Here is a 17,667-nt window from a genome sequence, read left to right on the forward strand (position 1 = left end):
GGCGAACACACCCCCGCAATGAGGGATCACCACGTAATCTGGGTGCATCGGCAGATCTGGACCGCGATCCGCCTGGGAGGTTATAGATGTTCGAGAGATTCACCGACCGCGCTCGTCGCGTTGTCGTCCTCGCCCAAGAAGAGGCGAAGATGCTCAACCACAACTACATCGGGACTGAGCACATCCTGCTCGGCCTGATCCACGAGGGTGAGGGCGTCGCTGCCAAGGCGCTTGAGCAGCTCGAGATTTCGCTTGACGCAGTGCGTGCGCAGGTGACCGACATTATCGGCACCGGGCAGCAGCCCCCGGCCGGGCACATCCCCTTCACGCCGCGCGCGAAGAAGGTGCTCGAGCTGAGCCTGCGCGAGGCGCTGCAGCTGGGCCACAACTACATTGGCACCGAGCACATCCTGCTCGGCCTCATCCGCGAGGGCGAGGGCGTCGCCGCACAGGTGCTCGTCAAGCTCGGTGCGGATCTCAACCGCGTGCGCCAGACAGTGATCCAGCTCCTCTCCGGCTACCAGGCCGGCAAGGAGAACGCGACCGTCGGTGCCCCGGAGCAGTCCGGTGGCGATGCCAAGGGTTCGCAGGTGCTGGACCAGTTCGGCCGCAACCTGACGCAGGCCGCCCGCGAGGGCAAGCTCGACCCCGTGATCGGGCGCGAGAAAGAGGTCGAGCGGGTCATGCAGATCCTCTCGCGCCGCTCGAAGAACAACCCCGTGCTGATCGGCGAGCCCGGCGTGGGCAAGACCGCCGTCGTCGAGGGCCTCGCGCAGGCGATCGTCAAGAACGAGGTGCCCGAGACGCTGAAGGACAAGCAGGTCTACGTCCTCGATCTCGGCTCCATGATCGCGGGCAGCCGCTACCGCGGTGACTTCGAGGAGCGCCTGAAGAAGGTCACCAAGGAGATCCGCAACCGCGGCGACATCATCATCTTCATTGACGAGATCCACACGCTCGTCGGTGCCGGTGCCGCTGAGGGTGCGATCGACGCCGCGAACATCCTGAAGCCGATGCTCGCCCGCGGCGAGCTGCAGACCATTGGCGCGACCACGCTTGACGAGTACCGCAAGCACTTCGAGAAGGACGCGGCGCTTGAGCGGCGTTTCCAGCCGATTCAGGTCGCCGAGCCGTCGCTGCCGCACTCGATCAACATCCTCAAGGGGCTGCGCGATCGCTACGAGGCGCACCACAAGGTATCGATCACGGATGGCGCGATCGTCGCCGCGGTCAACCTCGCGGATCGCTACGTGCAGGATCGGTTCCTGCCGGACAAGGCGATCGACCTGATCGACGAGGCCGGTGCCCGTCTCCGCCTCTCGATCCTGTCGAGCCCGCCCGAGCTGCGCGAGTTCGATGAGAAGATCGCGGTCGTCCGTGCCGACAAGGAACAGGCGATCGAGAACCAGGACTTCGAGGCGGCCGCGAACAAGCGCGACGAAGAGAAGAAGCTAATTGCTGAGCGCCTGCGCCTTGAGAAGCAGTGGCGCTCCGGCGACGTTGCGACCAAGGCCGAGGTCGACGAGGGACTGATCGCTGAGGTGCTCGCCCAGGCGACGGGCATCCCCGTGTTCAAGCTGACCGAGGAGGAGACGAGCCGTCTCCGCTTCATGGAGGAGGCGCTGCACCAGCGCGTCATCGGCCAGAACGAGGCGATCTCGGCGCTCGCAAAGACGATCCGTCGTCAGCGTGCCGGGCTCAAGGACCCGAAGCGGCCGTCCGGCTCGTTCATCTTCGCTGGCCCCACGGGCGTCGGCAAGACCGAGCTCGCGAAGGCACTCGCGGAGTTCCTGTTCGACGACGAGAACGCGCTGATCTCCCTCGACATGTCCGAGTACGGCGAGAAGCACACGGTCTCGCGACTGTTCGGTGCACCTCCCGGGTTCGTCGGCTTCGAAGAGGGCGGCCAGCTCACCGAGAAGGTGCGCCGCAAGCCGTTCTCCGTGGTGCTGTTCGACGAGATCGAGAAGGCTCACCCGGACATCTTCAACTCGCTGCTGCAGATCCTTGAAGAGGGGCGCCTGACCGACGGTCAGGGTCGCGTCATCGACTTCAAGAACACGGTGATCATCATGACGACGAACCTCGGTTCGTCGGCGATCGCCGGCGGCCCCGTTGGCTTCCAGCTTGAGGGCGACAGCTCGGTTGGCTACGACATGATGAAGGGCAAGGTGAACGAGGAGCTCAAGAAGCACTTCAAGCCCGAGTTCCTGAACCGTGTCGACGACACGATCGTGTTCCCGCAGCTCACCAAACCGGAGCTGCTGCAGATCGTCGACCTGTTCGTGAAGCAGCTGAAGGATCGCCTCCTCGACCGCGACATGCACATCGAGATCTCGCAGTCGGCCCGCGAGCGGCTCTCCGAGATCGGCTACGACCCCACGCTCGGAGCACGGCCGCTGCGCCGCGCGATGCAGCGGGAGATCGAGGATCGCCTCTCCGAGAAGATCCTGAACGCCGAGCTGCTCGCCGGAGACCTGGTGAAGGTCGACCTGGTCGATGGCCAGTTCACCTTCGAGACCGAGCCCCGGTCCGAGCGGTCGCACGGTGCGGCTTCCGCGACCGCCGCCGCCGCGGTGGCGTCCACGGCGGCAACGCCGAACACCACGGAGTAACCGGTACCCGCTGGCCCCAACGGCCCCGCTGCGCGAGCAGCGGGGCCGTTGTCGTGTGTGGGGAGGCGGGTGGGACTTCCGCGTGGAGCGGGATACGTGTGGCGGGTGCGGTGCGTGCGCCGGGCGCCCGGCCGCGGTTCTGCCCGATCTGCGCGGTATCCGGCCCACGAGTGTGCAGCTCGGCGACGAGTGTGCGGCTCGGCACCGGGTGTGGAGCCGCACACTCGTGCTGAAGCCGCACACTCGTGGGGTCTGGGTCCCGCCTCGGGACCGGACATGGTCTAAACAGGGTCCGGTCCGCGAACCCGCAGCGGCCAAACGTGCGGCGCGGCCCGCGGCCGGGTAGAATGGGGGATCTGTCCGCGGCAGTTCCGCGGGGTGGTCGAGTGTCGACGCGCGTGATGCGCGCACGCTCGGTCCGAGGCTCGAAACCTCCAGCATCATCACACTGACGTCTGGAGAGTTTCATGACGCGCCTTGCTGCCCCCACCACGACGAACACCCCACCGGCCACGCGCCGCTGGTGGGCGCTCGCCGTGATCGCCCTCACCCAACTCGTGGTGGTGCTCGACGGCACGATCGTCAACATCGCCCTGCCGCAGGCGCAGCAGGAGCTCGGCATGAGCGACGCCCAGCGCGGCTGGGTGGTCACCGCCTACGCGCTCGTCTTTGGTGCCCTGCTGCTGCTCGGCGGGCGGATCGCCGACTTCTGGGGCCGCAAGCGCGCGTTCATGCTCGGCATGGTCGGGTTCGGCCTCGCCTCGCTCTACGGCGGCCTCGCGCAGAGCGGCTCTGACCTGATCATCGCGCGCGGGCTGCAGGGGCTCTTCGCCGCGCTGCTCGCGCCCGCCGCGCTCGCGCTGCTCACGGTGACCTTCCCGAGCGGCCGGGAGCGCAACACAGCCTTCGCCGTGTACGGCGCGGTCGCCGGCTCGGGTGCTGCCGTTGGCCTGCTGCTCGGCGGCTTCCTCACGGAGTTCACGAGCTGGCGCTGGTGCCTGCTCGTCAACCTCGTGTTCGTGGCGATCGGCGTGGCCATCGGCGCGGTCGTGCTCGGCGAGAGCCGGGCGCAGGGCCGGCCCAAGTTTGACATGTGGGGTGCGGTGACCGTGACGCTCGGCTTCGGCTTCCTTGTGTATGGGCTCACGCTCGCCGAGGGCGGCTGGCTGCGCGTCGACACGATCGGCTTCATCGCCGCCGGCGTGCTGCTGCTGGCGGCATTCGTGTGGATCGAGGCGCGCGTCGCCGAGCCGCTGCTGCCGCTCCGGATCCTGCGCAACCGGGTGCGCGCCGGCGCGTTCATCGTGCAGGCCACGCTCGGTGCCCTGCTGATCGGATCGACCATGTACCTGGCATTCCACCTGCAGCTGGTGCTCGGCCTCGCCCCGCTGGTCGCCGGCCTCGCCACGGTTGTGATGACGGCCGCCACCCTCGTCGTCGTGCCGCTCTTCACGCGCTTGCTGCCCGTCTGGGGGCCGCGCGCGATGCTGATCGCGGGTCCGCTCGCCGCAGCCTGCGGCATGTTCTGGCTCAGCGGCGTGACCGCGGACGGAAGCTACGCGCTGCAGGTGCTCCCCGGTCTGCTCCTCGTGGGCGCGGGCGTGGGCATCACGTTTGTGCCGCTGCAGAACCTCGCGCTCGTGGGGATCGCGCCGGCGGACGCCGGGGCCGCCTCCGCCGCGGTCAACGCGTCGATGCAGCTAGGCGGATCGATCGGGCTCTCGGTGTTCGCCCTCGCCGCTACCGGCGGCGCCACGCGCGCCGCTGCCGCCGGGGCAGCGCCCGCGGAGGTGCTCGCCGAGAGTTACGGCGCGGTGTTCCTCGCCGCGGCAATCGTGCTGCTGATCGGCGCTGCCGTCGCCGCGGTCTGCGTGCGCGGCACGAAGGAGGAGCTGCTGCCGAGCCACGGGTAGGTGGGGTCCCGCGGTCGGGCCGGAACGGGATCGCTCAGCTGCGCTGGGAACGCCTGCGCCCAGCGACTCCAGCAGCCCCGGCCCGCCCGACCAGCCCCAGCACCACCCGGGCAGCTCCAGCCTCGCCAGCCCCGAGCCCCGAGCCCCGCGCGCCAGCCCCGCGCGCCCCGGTCGCCCCGAGCACCGCGCGCCCTGGCCGCGCGGGGCTCTGGTCGGCTACGCTGGGGCCACGCCGCTGGGGCGCGGGAAAGGGAGCCGATGTCACTCGTCGACGTTGCCGTGTACCACGAGGGAAAGCGGCTGCCGGGGAACCCGAGCCCGCACGAGGCGCGCCGCATCGCGGCCGAGATCGGCGGCTTCGCCTGGGTGGGGCTGCTCCGGCCGGGGGCCGACGAGCTGCGCGAGCTGGCGACCGCGTACGAGCTGCACCCGCTCGCGATCGAGGACGTGCTACTGGGCAAGCAGCGGCCCAAGCTTGAGCAGTACAGCGACACCGTGTTCATGGTGCTGCGGCCGGCCCGCTACCTCGACGAGCCCGAGCTGGTCGAGTTTGGCGAGCTGCACCTGTTTGTGGGCGACAACTTCGTGATCACCGTGCGGCTTGCCGAGAACCCTGAGCTCTCGGAGGTGCGGACCCGGATCGAGGCTGAGCCGGAGCTGCTGCGCCTCGGCCCGGCCGCCGCACTGTACGCGATCCTCGACCGCGTGGTCGACGACTACGAGCCGGTGGTGCTCGGACTTGAGAACGACATCGCCGAGATCGAGGACGAGCTCTTCAACGGAGCGGGCGTGAGCCCCGAGCTGGCGAAGCGCATCTACCTGCTCTCGAGCGAGGTGATCGACTTTCAGCGCGCCACCCGGCCCCTGCTTGAGGCGACGCAGGCGCGCCACCGGGCGGCCGAGCGCGAGGCGGTGGACCCCGAGCTGCGGCGGTACCTGCGCGACGTGATCGACCACCTCATTGTGGTGACCGAGCGGGCAGACGGGTTTCGGCAGCTGCTGCGCGACCTGCTGAACGTGCACATGGGACTCGTGAGCCAGGATCGCAACGACCGCATGACCGAGATGACCGAGATCAGCGTGCGGCAGAGCGACCAGATGAAGAAGATCTCAAGCTGGGCGGCGATCATCTTCGCACCGACCCTCATCAGCGGGATCTACGGGATGAACTTCCGCCTGATGCCCGAGCTTGACTGGGCCGCCGGGTACCCGCTCGCGTTGCTGGCGATGGCGGGCTTCGCGGGTGCGCTCTACGCGGTGTTCAAGAAGAAGGACTGGCTCTAAGCGCGAACTGACGCACGGGGCGTTGCCTGGCAGGGGTCGGCGCGCACCGCACCGCACACCCGCCCCGCGCCCGGCGCACCACCCACATGCCCCGCGGCACATGCCCCGCGGCACATGCCCCGCGCACCCGGCGCCCGCGACTAGACTCGATCCATGAGTGCTTCCCCCGAGATCCGTATTCGTAACGCGCGTACGGGAGACGTACTCCGAATGGTCGAGCTTATGGAGCCCCTGGTGGCGCGCCGGATCCTGCTCGGCAAAGACCTCGTGGACCTCTACGCCGCGGTGCCGGAGTTCATCGTCGCGGTCGACGCGGAGGAGCACGTGATCGGCTACGGCGCCGTGCACGTGATGTGGGAGCAGCTGGGCGAAGTGCGCACGCTGGGGGTGTCGGAGCAGTGGCTTGGCCGGGGCGTGGGCCACCTGCTGCTCGACGCGCTTGAGGAGCGTGCGCGAGCGCTGGGTCTGTCGCAGCTGTTCTGCCTCACGTTCGAGACCGACTTCTTCGGGCGGCACGGATTCGCAGAGGTGGGCGAGAACGCCGAGCTCGTCGCGGCGGACGTGTATGCCGAGCTGCTGCGCTCAAACGACGAGGGCGTTGCGGAGTTCCTGGACCTTGCCCGGGTGAAGCCGAACACCCTCGGCAACACGCGGATGGTGAAGCAGCTCTCGTAGCGAATCCGGGCTACGCTGGCGCCATGTCGACCCTGCGAGATCCCGTCGGACCGAAGGACCGGAAGGTCTACATTCGCCGGCGGTTGCTCGTGCTCGCCGGGCTGCTCGCGGTGATCGCCGTGATCGTGCTCGTGATCGTCAAGCCGGGGCAGGGCGGGCCGCGCGACGCGCAGCAGGTCGAGGTGCCAAGTGACCTGAAGTCTGACACCGAGGCGACGGCCGACGAGGCCGCGACCGACGCAGATGGCGTGCCCGCCTGCGCGGCCGGGCAGCTGACCGTCACGCCCGTGAGCGACAAGACCGACTACGCGGCGGGCGAGCTGCCGCAGCTCGCGATGACGATTGAGAACACGGGGGCGGACCCCTGCTCGGCCGATCTCGGCACCGCGGGCATGCAGTTCGTGGTGTCGAGCGGCGACGACGAGGTGTGGCGCTCGGTCGACTGCCAGCAGGATCCAGAGGCGCTCGCCGTGATCCTCGATCCGGGGAAGGCGCTTGCCACCGAGTCGGTCGCGTGGGATCGCACCCGCTCAAGTCCGGAGACGTGCGACATCACGCGCGACCCGGTGAGCGCCGACGGCGCCTCCTACCACCTGCGGGTCACCGCTGCCGGGGTCGACGGCAGCGGCACCGCGCAGTTCATCCTCTACTGATCCGACGCTCCGGGCAGCACGATCACGCCGCGGTAGGCGGGATCGCCCCACCGGGTGACCAGGTCGACGGTCGCCGCGGGGAGCGGCAGCGCAAACGTGTCCACCCACGACTCCCCGGTGGGGGCATTGACCCACGGGTCCGAGATGAGCAGGGTGTCGCCCACGACCTCGGTGGCGAGCACCCAGTGCGGCGTCGGGTCTGCGATGAGCTCGGTGAGGTCGATGAGCAGCAGCACCTGCGAGCCGCCGCGCACGAACTCGAAGATCTCGGGCACGTCGACCCAGCGGCGCTCGATCGGCAGCCCGAGCGCCTCCGCCTGCCGCAGCGACTCGAGCTGCAGGTCGGTGCGGAGCGCGCGCTCGCCCTCGCTTGAGGAAAACTCCTCGATGAGCACCGGATCGGGGGTGCTGAGGAACACCCGGGGGAGAGCGGGCAACACCCCGGTTTCGGCGCCGAGCTTGGCGGTCTCGACGGCGAGCCCGATCGGCTCGCAGGCCGGGAGGTTGGTGGCCCGCCGCCAGAAGGCGATCTCCGCGGCCCGGTTGTCGACGAGGCTGTCGGGGCTGAACGCGTGGTTGCCGCGCTGCTCCAGCGCCATGAGCGACGCGACCGCGCCGCAGGTCACGTCGGTGGTCTGCCCATAGTAGGGGGCGCTGCGCGTCGGCGCCGCCCCGCGCCAGAACGACCACGCGGCCACGCCGGCCGGGTCGTCTGCGCGGGTGCTCGGGATGGACGGTACCGGAGCTGCGACCGCGGCGAACCCGGCGGCGCCGAGCGCTGCGCGGCGCGCGTCGCTCAGCGGAGCGAACGCGGGGTGCTCTTCGAAGTGCACGGCGATGGGGGCCGGGCGGGTGCCGTCGTCGGTCGCGGCGTCGTCGCGGGCCGCGGCGACGAGCGCCGCCCACACGGCGTCGTCCGCCGCGGCGACGTCAACGATCTTGCGGTAGGCGGAGTGCGGCCGCCCGGCGGTGAGCGCCGCGCCGACCGCCGCGCCGGCGGGGTCGTAGGCCGTGAGGGTGCGCGGCGCCCACAGCGCGCGCTCCGTCTCCCAGACCGCCAGGCGCTCGGGTGCCGCGTCGCGGGCGAGCGCCGCGGGCAGCGTGCCGCCCGCGCTCGCGTCGATGCGGACCTGCTGGGGTGCGCTGGTGTTGGTCATGCCGACTCCTCTCGGGACGTTGCTGGTGTTGCCGGTGTAGCTGGTGCGGCCGGTGTAGTTGGTGTAGCTGGTGCGGCCGGTGTTGCCGGTGCCGCGGGTTCGGCGGCGGTCGCGGCGGCCGCACCCACTGCCACGCTATCGCGCTCTGCTGCGGCCACGAGCAGCTGGGTGTACGGGTGCTGGGGCGTGCGGAGCACCTCTGCGGTGGTGCCGTGCTCCACGATCTCGCCGAGTCGCAGCACGGTGACCCGATCCGCGATCCGCGTCACGACACCGAGGTCGTGGGTGATGAAGAGCATTGCGAGCTGCAGCTCGTCGCGGAGCCTGGCGAGCAGGGCGAGGATCTGCGCCTGCACGGACACGTCGAGCGCTGAGACGCTCTCGTCGCAGATCAGCACGCGCGGGTTGGGGGCGAGCGCGCGCGCGATCGCCACGCGCTGCCGCTGGCCGCCGGACAGCTGGGCCGGGCGGCGGTCGCCGAGCGCCGGGTCGAGCTCAACGAGCCGCAGCAGCTCGTCCGCCGTGCGCGTGCGATCCGAGCCGGCGCGCAGCGCTTCCTCGAGTGAGTCACGGATCGTGAACACCGGGTTGAGCGTCGAGTACGGGTCCTGGAACACGACCTGGATCTCGCCGGGGCGGCGGCCTTTTCGGCCGCGGGGGAGCACGCGCCCGGCGAGCCGGATCTCCCCGGTGTCGGGGATCTCGAGCCCGGCGATCGCGCGGGCGAGCGTGGTCTTGCCCGAGCCGGACTCGCCGACGATCGCGAGCACCTCTCCCGCGCCCACGGCGACCGAGGCGTGCGCGAGCGCGGTGGTGGCGCCGAACGACTTCGAGACGTCCTCGGCTTCGAGCAGCGGAGGCGCGGCGGACTGCGCGGCGCGCGTCGCGTCGGCAACCGAGAGGTTCGCCGCGATCAGCTCCCGGGTGTACTCGTGTTCGGGGGCGCCGAGCACGCGCGCGGTCTCGCCACGCTCAACGGCGACGCCGGCGCGCATCACGATCACGCGGTCGGCGCGCCCGTCGATCACCCCGAGGTCGTGGCTGATGAGGATGAGGCTCATGCGGTGCGCGATCTGAAGCTCGCGGAGCAGATCAAGTACCTCGCCCTGCGTGCTCGCGTCGAGTGCGGTGGTCGGCTCGTCGGCGATGAGCAGGCGCGGCTCCGCGGCGAGGGCTGCGGCGATCGCGACGCGCTGCCGCATGCCGCCCGAGAGCTCCGACGGATACTGCCGTGCCACCCGGGCGGGGAGTCGCACCTCGGCGAGCCGCCGCTCAACCTCGGCCTGGATCTCGGCGCGGCTTGCGCGGGATCCGGCCGCGGCGAGCCGTGCCTCGATCGTGAGCGCGATCTGCGCGCCGCACCGGATGACGGGGCTGAGGCTGGTGAACGGATCCTGCAGCAGCAGTACCGCGAGCCGGCCGCGCACCGCCGCCCAGTTCGCGTCGCTCTCGTTGCCGAGCTCGGTCGCGTGGCCGTCGATGGTGGCGGTGCCCGCGGCGCGCACGCCGCGGGGGAGGAGGCCGGTGATCGCGCGCGCGGTCATCGACTTTCCGGAGCCGGACTCCCCGATGATCGCGAGCATCTCGCCGGGCGCCACCTCGAACGAGAGCGGCGCGACAATGCCGTGCTCGCCGGCGATAACTCGCAGCTCGGAGACGACGAGGCCCGGCTGTGTGGAAGAGGTGTGGGTCATTGCATTCCCCGTTCGCGGAGGCGTTCGCCCAGGTGGTCGCCGAGCACGTTGATCGCCATCGCCACGAGCACGATGAGGATCGCCGGGACGAGCAGCATCGCCGGATTGTCCCCGATGATGCCGCGGCCATCGGTGATCTGCCGGCCCCAGTCGGGCGTGCCCGGCGCGACCCCGATCCCCAGGAACGACAGCGACGAGAGTGTCACGAGCGCGACCGCGAGATTGAGCATGAAGTTGGTCATGATGAGCGGCCACACGTTCGGCACGATGTGCCGGTACATGATGCGCGCCGGAGAGAGCGAGAGCATCTGCGCGGCCTCGACGTACGGCCGCGGCGCCTGCTCGGTGACCCCGGCCCGCACGATCCTGATGTCGGACGGGCTGAACAGCAGCACGAGCATCACCACCGTGACCCAGTAGCCGGCACCGAATATCCCGGCGACGACGAGCGCGACGAGCATCACCGGCAGCGACAGCAGCACGTCGACCACGCGGCCGACCACCCAGTCGACCGAGCCGCGCAGGTACCCGGCGAGCGTGCCGATGGCGATCGCGAGCACCATCGAGCCGGCGGCGATCACGAGCGGACCCGCGACAGCGGACCCGGTCCCGGCGAGCGTCAGCAGCAGCACGTCGCGGCCGAGCTCGTCGGTGCCGAGCGGGTGCCCGGGGGAGCCCGGGGGGAGGAGCGAATCGAGGATGCTCTGCTTCGTTGCCGCGTCGGTGATGAACGGCGACGCGAGCGCCGCGAGCACCACGAGCGCGAGGAACACGGTCGCGATGACGACGACCCAGTCGCGCGAGCGCCCGGTACCAACCTGCACGCGGTTGAGCAGCGTAATCTGCCTGGTGCGCGGGGTCATGCGCTCAGCTCCCGCGCTCGGATCCGCGGGTCAAGCAGCACGTAGCTGAGATCGACGAGGATCGTGATGAGCGCGATCGCGGCGGCGACGAGCAGCGTGATTGCCTGCACCACCGGGAGATCCTTAAACATGACCGCCTCCTCAAGGAGTTGCCCGATGCCGGGCAGGGCGAACACCGTCTCGACGATGATGGTGCCGCCGATGACGAACGTGAGGATCAGCCCGGCGCTCGTGACGATGGGGATGAGTGCCGCGCGCAGCGCGATCCGGCGCACGCGGGACTCGGCGATGCCGCGGGCGCGCGCGAAGGTGATCGCGTCGCTCTCGAGCTCGCGCAGCACCGCGGCGCGGGTCATGCGCATGAGGATCGCACCAATCCCGGCGGCGAGCACCGCGGCGGGGAGCACGAGGTGCCAGAGCTGGTCGAAAAAGCCGTCGCCTGCCCCGTAGGCCGGGAAGACGGGGATCATGATCGCGAACACCGTGATGGCGAGGATCGCGAGCGCGAAGCTCGGTGCCGAGAGCCCGAACAGCGCGGTGGCGCTCGCGACCCGGTCGACGCGGGTGCCGGCCTTCGCGGCGCTCAGGATCCCGAGCGGGATCGCGGTAATCACCGCGAACACGAACGACAGCCCGATCAGCAGCGAGGTGACACCCATGCGGCTCGCGATCACCGTGGTCACGGGCTGCTGGAGCCGGATTGAGACACCGAAGTCGCCGCGCAGCGCCGCGAGGAGCCAGTCGACGTAGCGCACAAAGAAAGGGTCATCGAGGTGGTACTGCGCGCGAACCGCGGCGATCGCCTCCGGGGTGCTGGGGCGGTTGCCGAGCAGGTTCTTCACGAGGTCGCCCGGCGCGAGGTAGAGCAGGGTGAATGTGAGGAACGAGATGACGAGCAGGATCACCAGCACGCCCGCAATGCGGAGCGCGACGGTCCGGGCGAGCCGGCCCCCGGGACGGGGGCCGGCTGCGACGTCGGAGCGCATGCCCGCTACTTCGCTTCAGCGGCGAAGAGCTGCGCACCCCAGGGGCCGGTGAACGTGTAGGGGCCGTAGTCGGTGATCCCCACGGTGTTTGAGAACCCGGTGACTGACTTGCCCCACCAGATGGGTGCGTTGACGGCCTGCTCGGCGTTCAGCGTCTCGAGCTCGATGAGCTTCTCGGCGCGCGCCTTCGGCTCGGTGAGCGCGTTCGCCTCGGCGATGAGTGCCGCGGCCTCGTCGCTCTCGAAGCCGTTCGGGTTGCCGGGGCCGACGAGGTAGCTGTTGATCTCGGCGGGGTCGCCCGTGGTGGAGAAGTACCACATGAAGCCGAGCCCGTGCTCGCCGTCGCCGATCGTCGCGAGCCACTCCTCAATGGGCACCTCGCGCACGGCGAGCTCGATGCCGATCTCGCCGAGGCTCTCGGCGATCGCCTGTGCGGCGATCCCGAGCTGCGGCCCCGTGTTGGGGTAGGTGAGCTCGGTCTTGAGCCCCTCCGCGTCGGTGCCGGCGATGAGCTGCTTCGCCGCCTCGATGTCGTAGTCGTGCTGTGGCACCTCGGCGAGCGCGGCGCGTGCCTCGTCGCCGGTGTAGGCGCCCGAGAGCGATTCTGGCGTCATGATCGCCGTGGCCGCCTCACCGTAGCCGCGGAGCAGCTTCTCGGAGATGGCCGCCCGGTCGATGCTCTGCGCGATTGCGGTGCGCACGTCGACGTCGTCGAACGGGGCAACGTTCTGGTCGAAGAGGAGTCCGACGTACGAGAGGTCGTTCATCGACTCAACCCGCATCCCGTCGATCTTGCCCCACTCGGCCGCCTGATTGATGGGCACGTTGAACGCGATGTCGATGTCGCCCTTCTGCGCCGCAGCGAGTCGCGTGTTCGCGTCAGGGATGAAGTTCACGCGGATCGACTTCGCTTTGGGTGTGCCGCCCCACCAGGTGTCGACCCGCTCGAGGAGCACGTGCGAGTCCGGCTGGAACTCCGTGACCTGGTACGGGCCGGTGCCCATGATCAGCGAGTCGCTCGTGCCCACGTTGCCGGCGGCTTCCTCCCAGAACTTCTGCTGCGTCACCACGAGCGCCCCGGCGTTCGAGAGGCTCACCAGGAACGTGGCGTCGGGTGCCTTGCTGGTGATCGTCACCTCGCGGTCGCCCGTCTTCTTCGCAGAGTCGAGGTTCGTGAGGTAGTAGTAGATGCCGGGCGAGGCCTCGGGATCGTTGGCGCGCTCAAGGCTAAACACCACGTCCTCAGGGGTCACCGGGTCGCCGTTCTGGAACTTCGCGTCCTCGCGCAGCGTGAACACGTACGTCGTGTCGTCGGGGGTCTCCCACGACTCGGCCAGGGCGGGGACCACGGCGCCGCTCGGGTCTTGCGCGACGAGGCCCTCCTGCACGGTCGCAGCGAGGTTGTAGTTGAGGATCCCGCTCTCTTGCCCGATGTAGAGGTTTGCGAGCGAGCCGGGGAACGCGACGGTGACCTGGTCGAGCTCGGCGCCGGTGTCCACGAGTTCGACCTCGGGAGCTGCCGAATCGGTGCTGCCGCCGCTCGCGCAGCCGGTGAGGGTGAGTGCGGCGGCGACGAGTGCGGCGGCGCCGAAGCGCAGGCCGCGGCCCGCCGACAGGCGCGGCGCGGCGCGCAGTGTCCGGGACCTGCTGGGCAATAACTGCATGAGTGTCGCTCCTTCGCGTCTGACGCGGCCCCCAGGGCCTCGTTCCCCCGTGCTCGGCGGGTGGTGGGTCGATTCTAATAGTGAGCCGTGGTGCGGTGGGCCGTGCGAATTGCGGCCGGCTTAAGCGTATCCGCAGCCGCCGACGGGGCCGCTTCCGCCCCTGTCCCGCGCGTAACGCGGTGAAATATCGCGGCACCGCGCCGTACCCGGGTGCGGCGCGACACCGGCGCGGCGCACAGCCCGCCGGGGCACGGCACCGCCGGGAGCCCAAATCAAAACGGAGAGCACCCCAGCGGAATCGGGGGACTGGGGCACCAAGCACAGACCTAGCATGAGCAGAGAGGCGGAATGCCGGGCCCCGCGCAGCACGCCGGGTCGTCGGGCCGCAGAGCAGTCAGGAGCAGTGGTGCAGATCGCAGCCGAGGTCCCGCAGCAGGTCATCACCGGGGAGATCGGGCGCACGCTCGCCGAGATGGAGCTCGGGTGCCCACCCGCAGTGACCCGCGCACTCTACGGAGCGCTGGGCGGCGGCGAGCTCGGCTACCTGGCCGCCGCTGACGTCGCGCAGTTGCAGGACGCGGTGGGCGGCTGGCTCGCCGACGCCTACGGCTGGGAACCGCAGCGGGCGGCGATCCGGCCGGTCTCCGATCTCGTTGCCGGTTTCCGGGCGGTGCTCACCCACCTGCTCCCGGCCGGGCAGCCGATCATCGTGCCCACACCCGGCTACATGCCGTTCATCTCGATGCCGGGACAGATCGATCACCCCGTCATCGAAGTCCCCATGCTCCGCGACGCGGGCGGCTGGCACTACGACTTCGAGGCGCTGCGGGCCGCGTTTGCGGCCGGCGCGCGCCTGCTGGTGCTCTGCAACCCGCACAACCCGATCGGCAAGGTCGCGACCGCCGCGGAACTCGACCGCATCGAAGAACTCGTCGCCGAGTACGACGGGATCGTGTTCTCCGACGAGATCCACGCCCCGCTCGTGCTCGGCGAGCGTCAGCACACTGTCTACGCCGCCCGCAGTGCGCGCGCCGCCGCGCACACGATCACCGCGACATCCGCGACCAAGGCGTTCAACATTCCGGGCACCAAGTGCGGGCAGCTCGTCTTCACGAACCCGGACCACCTGGCGCGGTGGCTCGAAATCGGACACTGGCACGAGCACCAGACCTCGGTGCTCGGCGTGGTCGCCACGAGCGCGGCCTACGGCGGCGGGCGCGAGTGGCTCGCCGAGACCGTGGCCTACTTGCGCGGCACGATCGCCGAGGCCGTCGCGTTGCTCGATGCCGCCGCGGCGCGCACCGGCATCCGCGTGATCCGGCCAGACGCCACCTACCTCCTGTGGCTCGACCTCTCGGAGACGGCGCTGCTGCGCGACGATGTCTCCGCGGCGCAGGCGGTGCGCGAGGCCGCGGGCCTCGTGGTGACCGACGGGAGCGAGTGCGGCGCCGCCGGCCGCGGCGCCGTCAGATTCAACGCCGCGCTGCCCCGCCCGGTTACCCTAGAAGCGATGCGTCGCCTGATCGCGGCCGCAGAGAGCGCTGGCACGCAGCGCGCGCACACGAATCGGGGGTGACCATGGCCGCCGGCATTGACCCGCGCGCACTCATGTCGTTTCGCGCGGTCGCGCTGCACGGGTCCTTCGCCGCCGCAGCGCGCGAGCTCGGGTGGACGCAGCCGGCGCTGAGCAGCCAGGTCAGCCGACTCGAGGAGGGCCTCGGGGTGACCCTCGTGACCCGCACGGTCAAGGGAGTGCAGCTCACCGAGGCCGGGGAGCGGCTGCTCCACCACGCCGAAGCGATTGACGGGCACCTGGCGCGCGCGCTGCGCGAGGTGACTGGGCTCGCCGACGACACCGCCCGCACCGTGCGCGTCGTCGCGTTTCCGTCCGCGTGCACCAGCATCGTTGCGCCGGCGATGTCCGAGCTCAGTGCGCGCGCGGATGGGCGCGACAGCATCACGATCGAGCTCGAACAGCAGGAGCCGTTCGCCGTGCCCGAGCTGCTGCGCCGCGGCGACGCCGATATCGCGCTCGTCTTTCGCTACGACGGCGAACCGCCGCAGGAGCTCGACGCCGAGCTCGCCGTCACCCCGATCGGGTGGGATCCGCTCCAGCTCATCGTCTCGCAGCGGCGTGGGACCCCCGGCGTGCAGCGCCGTACCCTCCTCGAACACCGCCGGGACCGCTGGGTTGCCGGCTGCCCCGCCTGCCGGCAACACTTCCTGCGCATCTCCGAGCGCGAGGGCTTCGTGCCAGACATTCGGCACGCAACCGACGACTACATGGTGGTGCAGGAGCTGGTCGCGCGCGACATGAGCGTGTCGGTGGTCCCGCGCCTCAGCCTGCTCAGCTACCGCCACCCGGGTATCCGGGCCTACGGACTTGAGGAGGGCGACGGGCGACAGCTCATGATCGTGCACGCGCGCGACGAGGCGCGCGCCGAGGTGCGCGACGTCGCGGCAGCCCTGCAGCGCGCGGCCGCGCGCGTGCTCGACCCGATCGAGGGCCAGACCGCGGGGTAGCCGCGGGCGAGCTGTGGGTGAGCGGCGGCTAGCCCCGCGACCCGCCGCCCGAGAGGTCCTCGATCCGCAGCGCGAACCAGAGCTCCGCCCGGTCGTCGGCGTCCGCGAGCGAGCGCTCCGTGAGCCGCTCGATCCTGAGAATCCGGTCGCGCAGCGTGTTGCGGTGGATGCCCAGGGCGCTCGCCGCGGGCCCGCGCTGGCCGTCGGCGTCGTAGACGCAGCGCAGCGTGTCCCGCAGCAGCGCGCGCTCGGCCTCCGGGAGGCCGGTCCCGGTGCGCGAGAGCGGCCCGAGCACGCGCGCGCTCAGCGCACCCACCCCGTTCGCGGCGGCCCCGTTCCCGCCGGCCCCGACTGCTGTGGCGCCGTTCCCGCCGTTCCCGCCGGCCCCGTTCGCGGCGGGGCCGGCGGACGCGGGCTGGTCGAGGGCAAACAGGACTTCAAGCAGTGGGGTGTCGCGATCCGCCCAGATCACCTGCGGCACGCGCGGGGCGGCGTAGAGCGGTGCCGTGGGCGAGAGCCCGCGGAGGCGTGCGTGGGCTGAGCGGCGACTCAGCCCGGCCTCGGTGCTGGCGGCAGATCGCCCCACCACCGCGTCAAGCCCGTACTCCGCCGCAATTTCGAGCGCGCGCTCGGTCGCCGCGGGGGTATCGGCGCACAGCTGCCAGGCGAGAGCGAGCCCGGGGATGCCCGGCGGGGCAGCGCCCGGAGTGATGAGGCGTTCGAGTCCGGTGCGGGGCCGCCGCCGCCAGTCGGCAACGTCCTCCGCGGTGCCCTGGACGGCCACCGCCCGCACCCGCTCGGGGAGGCGCACGCGCGTCGACAGGATCTCCGTGGTGGACACGGGGGTGGTTTCGGTGAGGATCGCCCAGGTGAAGCGCTCCCAGCGCTCCCGCTCGCGCCGCTCCTCGGCCCCGGCGCCCCGGAGGCCCAGCCAGAGCACGATTGAGCCGGCCGCGAGCACGGAGCGGCCCTCGGGCGTGAGCGGCGTGCTCCCCGCGACCGCGAGACGGAGCGAGCCGTCCACGTCGAGGTCGATCGTCTCGCGCGCCGCGAGGCCGTTGCCACCGGTGGGGCCGTCGGCGTTCGCGAAGCCGGCGGTGCTCGCGAGCACCGCGCCGTCCGAGGCGAGGAGCGCGAGGTGCTTGCCCGTGGCCTGCGCGAGGCTCGCGAGCACATCGGCGGGATCCTGCTCGCCGCGCGCACCGTCGAGGATGCGCTGCTGCGCGAGCAGTGCGCCGCGTGCCGCGCGCAGTTCGTCGGCGCGGATCAGCTCGGCCATCGCCTTGCTCACCGCGATGAACGGAACGGGCAGCGGGACCTCGAACAGGGCAACACGGTACGCGCTCGCGGCGCTCAGGAGGGGCGGCGGAATCCGCTCGTGGTTGACGCCGACGCCGAAGCCGATCGCGGCCACCCGCGCGCGACTCAGGCTGGCGACGAAGTCGCGCCAGCGCGGATCGTCAGCCTCGAGCGAGAGGCCGGTGGTGAGGATGATCTCGCCGCCCTCAAGATACGCACCGAGATCGAGGAGCTCGGTGGTGGACACCCAGCTGATTTCGGGATCGCCCGGCCCCGACTGCACGAGTTGCAGGTTGAGCTGGGGGAGCGCGAGCATGTCTGAGAGAACCGCCATGGGGTCA

13 protein-coding genes are annotated in these 17,667 nt (G+C 70.7%); 7 read left to right on the forward strand and 6 right to left on the reverse strand.

The features are described from left to right. The first annotated feature begins 86 nt into the window (after positions 1-86). The 5 genes from EV139_RS01120 (at position 87) to EV139_RS01140 (ending at position 7,140) form a co-directional block, all read left to right on the forward strand. Complete coding sequence (locus tag EV139_RS01120) at positions 87-2,615, forward strand: ATP-dependent Clp protease ATP-binding subunit (RefSeq protein WP_130452477.1); 2,529 nt, start codon at positions 87-89, stop codon at positions 2,613-2,615. Positions 2,616-3,082: 467 nt separating this feature from the next. Continuing rightward, a complete protein-coding gene (locus EV139_RS01125) occupies positions 3,083-4,528 on the forward strand; it encodes an MFS transporter (protein WP_130452478.1) in 1,446 nt (481 codons plus the stop codon). 258 nt (positions 4,529-4,786) lie between these two features. Beyond that, positions 4,787-5,812 carry a magnesium and cobalt transport protein CorA gene (locus EV139_RS01130; protein WP_130452479.1) on the forward strand — a complete coding sequence of 342 codons (1,026 nt, stop codon included), beginning with the start codon at positions 4,787-4,789 and terminating at the stop codon, positions 5,810-5,812. Between the two features lie 153 nt (positions 5,813-5,965). Further along, positions 5,966-6,487 (forward strand): amino-acid N-acetyltransferase, encoded by a 522-nt coding sequence (locus tag EV139_RS01135; protein ID WP_130452480.1) that lies wholly within the window; start codon positions 5,966-5,968, stop codon positions 6,485-6,487. A gap of 23 nt (positions 6,488-6,510) precedes the next feature. Then, positions 6,511-7,140 (forward strand): hypothetical protein, encoded by a 630-nt coding sequence (locus tag EV139_RS01140; protein WP_130452481.1) that lies wholly within the window; start codon positions 6,511-6,513, stop codon positions 7,138-7,140. Here EV139_RS01140 and EV139_RS01145 read toward each other — a convergent pair. From EV139_RS01145 to EV139_RS01165, 5 genes are read right to left on the reverse strand one after another with little or no spacing between them, the layout of a single operon-like run. After that, positions 7,134-8,297 carry a peptidase C39 family protein gene (locus EV139_RS01145; protein ID WP_130452482.1) on the reverse strand — a complete coding sequence of 388 codons (1,164 nt, stop codon included), beginning with the start codon at positions 8,295-8,297 and terminating at the stop codon, positions 7,134-7,136. The genes EV139_RS01140 and EV139_RS01145 overlap by 7 nt on opposite strands. After that, positions 8,294-9,991, reverse strand: coding sequence for an ATP-binding cassette domain-containing protein (locus tag EV139_RS01150; protein ID WP_130452483.1), 1,698 nt, complete (start codon positions 9,989-9,991; stop codon positions 8,294-8,296). The genes EV139_RS01145 and EV139_RS01150 overlap by 4 nt, the downstream gene beginning before the upstream one ends. Beyond that, positions 9,988-10,854: an ABC transporter permease gene (locus EV139_RS01155; RefSeq protein WP_130452484.1), complete on the reverse strand. Its 867-nt coding sequence runs from the start codon at positions 10,852-10,854 to the stop codon at positions 9,988-9,990. Before EV139_RS01155 ends, EV139_RS01150 begins: the two co-directional genes overlap by 4 nt. Further along, positions 10,851-11,840: an ABC transporter permease gene (locus tag EV139_RS01160; protein WP_130452485.1), complete on the reverse strand. Its 990-nt coding sequence runs from the start codon at positions 11,838-11,840 to the stop codon at positions 10,851-10,853. The genes EV139_RS01155 and EV139_RS01160 overlap by 4 nt, the downstream gene beginning before the upstream one ends. 5 nt (positions 11,841-11,845) lie before the next feature. Further along, positions 11,846-13,504, reverse strand: a complete 1,659-nt coding sequence (locus EV139_RS01165; RefSeq protein WP_130452486.1) for an ABC transporter substrate-binding protein — start codon at positions 13,502-13,504, stop codon at positions 11,846-11,848. Between the two features lie 403 nt (positions 13,505-13,907). On the opposite strand from EV139_RS01165, the gene EV139_RS01170 reads away from it, so the two are divergent. After that, positions 13,908-15,080, forward strand: coding sequence for a MalY/PatB family protein (locus tag EV139_RS01170; RefSeq protein WP_157992960.1), 1,173 nt, complete (start codon positions 13,908-13,910; stop codon positions 15,078-15,080). Between the two features lie 2 nt (positions 15,081-15,082). Continuing rightward, the gene (locus EV139_RS01175; RefSeq protein ID WP_237465643.1) at positions 15,083-16,027 is read left to right on the forward strand and encodes a LysR family transcriptional regulator; all 945 of its coding nucleotides are present in this window, start codon (positions 15,083-15,085) and stop codon (positions 16,025-16,027) included. A 28-nt stretch (positions 16,028-16,055) separates the two neighbouring features. Here EV139_RS01175 and EV139_RS01180 read toward each other — a convergent pair whose 3' ends face one another. Further along, entirely contained in the window at positions 16,056-17,660 is a 1,605-nt protein-coding gene (locus tag EV139_RS01180) for a PucR family transcriptional regulator (RefSeq protein ID WP_130452489.1), read from the reverse strand. Positions 17,661-17,667: the final 7 nt, after the last annotated feature.

Source organism: Leucobacter luti (genome assembly GCF_004217175.1).
Lineage (GTDB): Bacteria > Actinomycetota > Actinomycetes > Actinomycetales > Microbacteriaceae > Leucobacter > Leucobacter luti.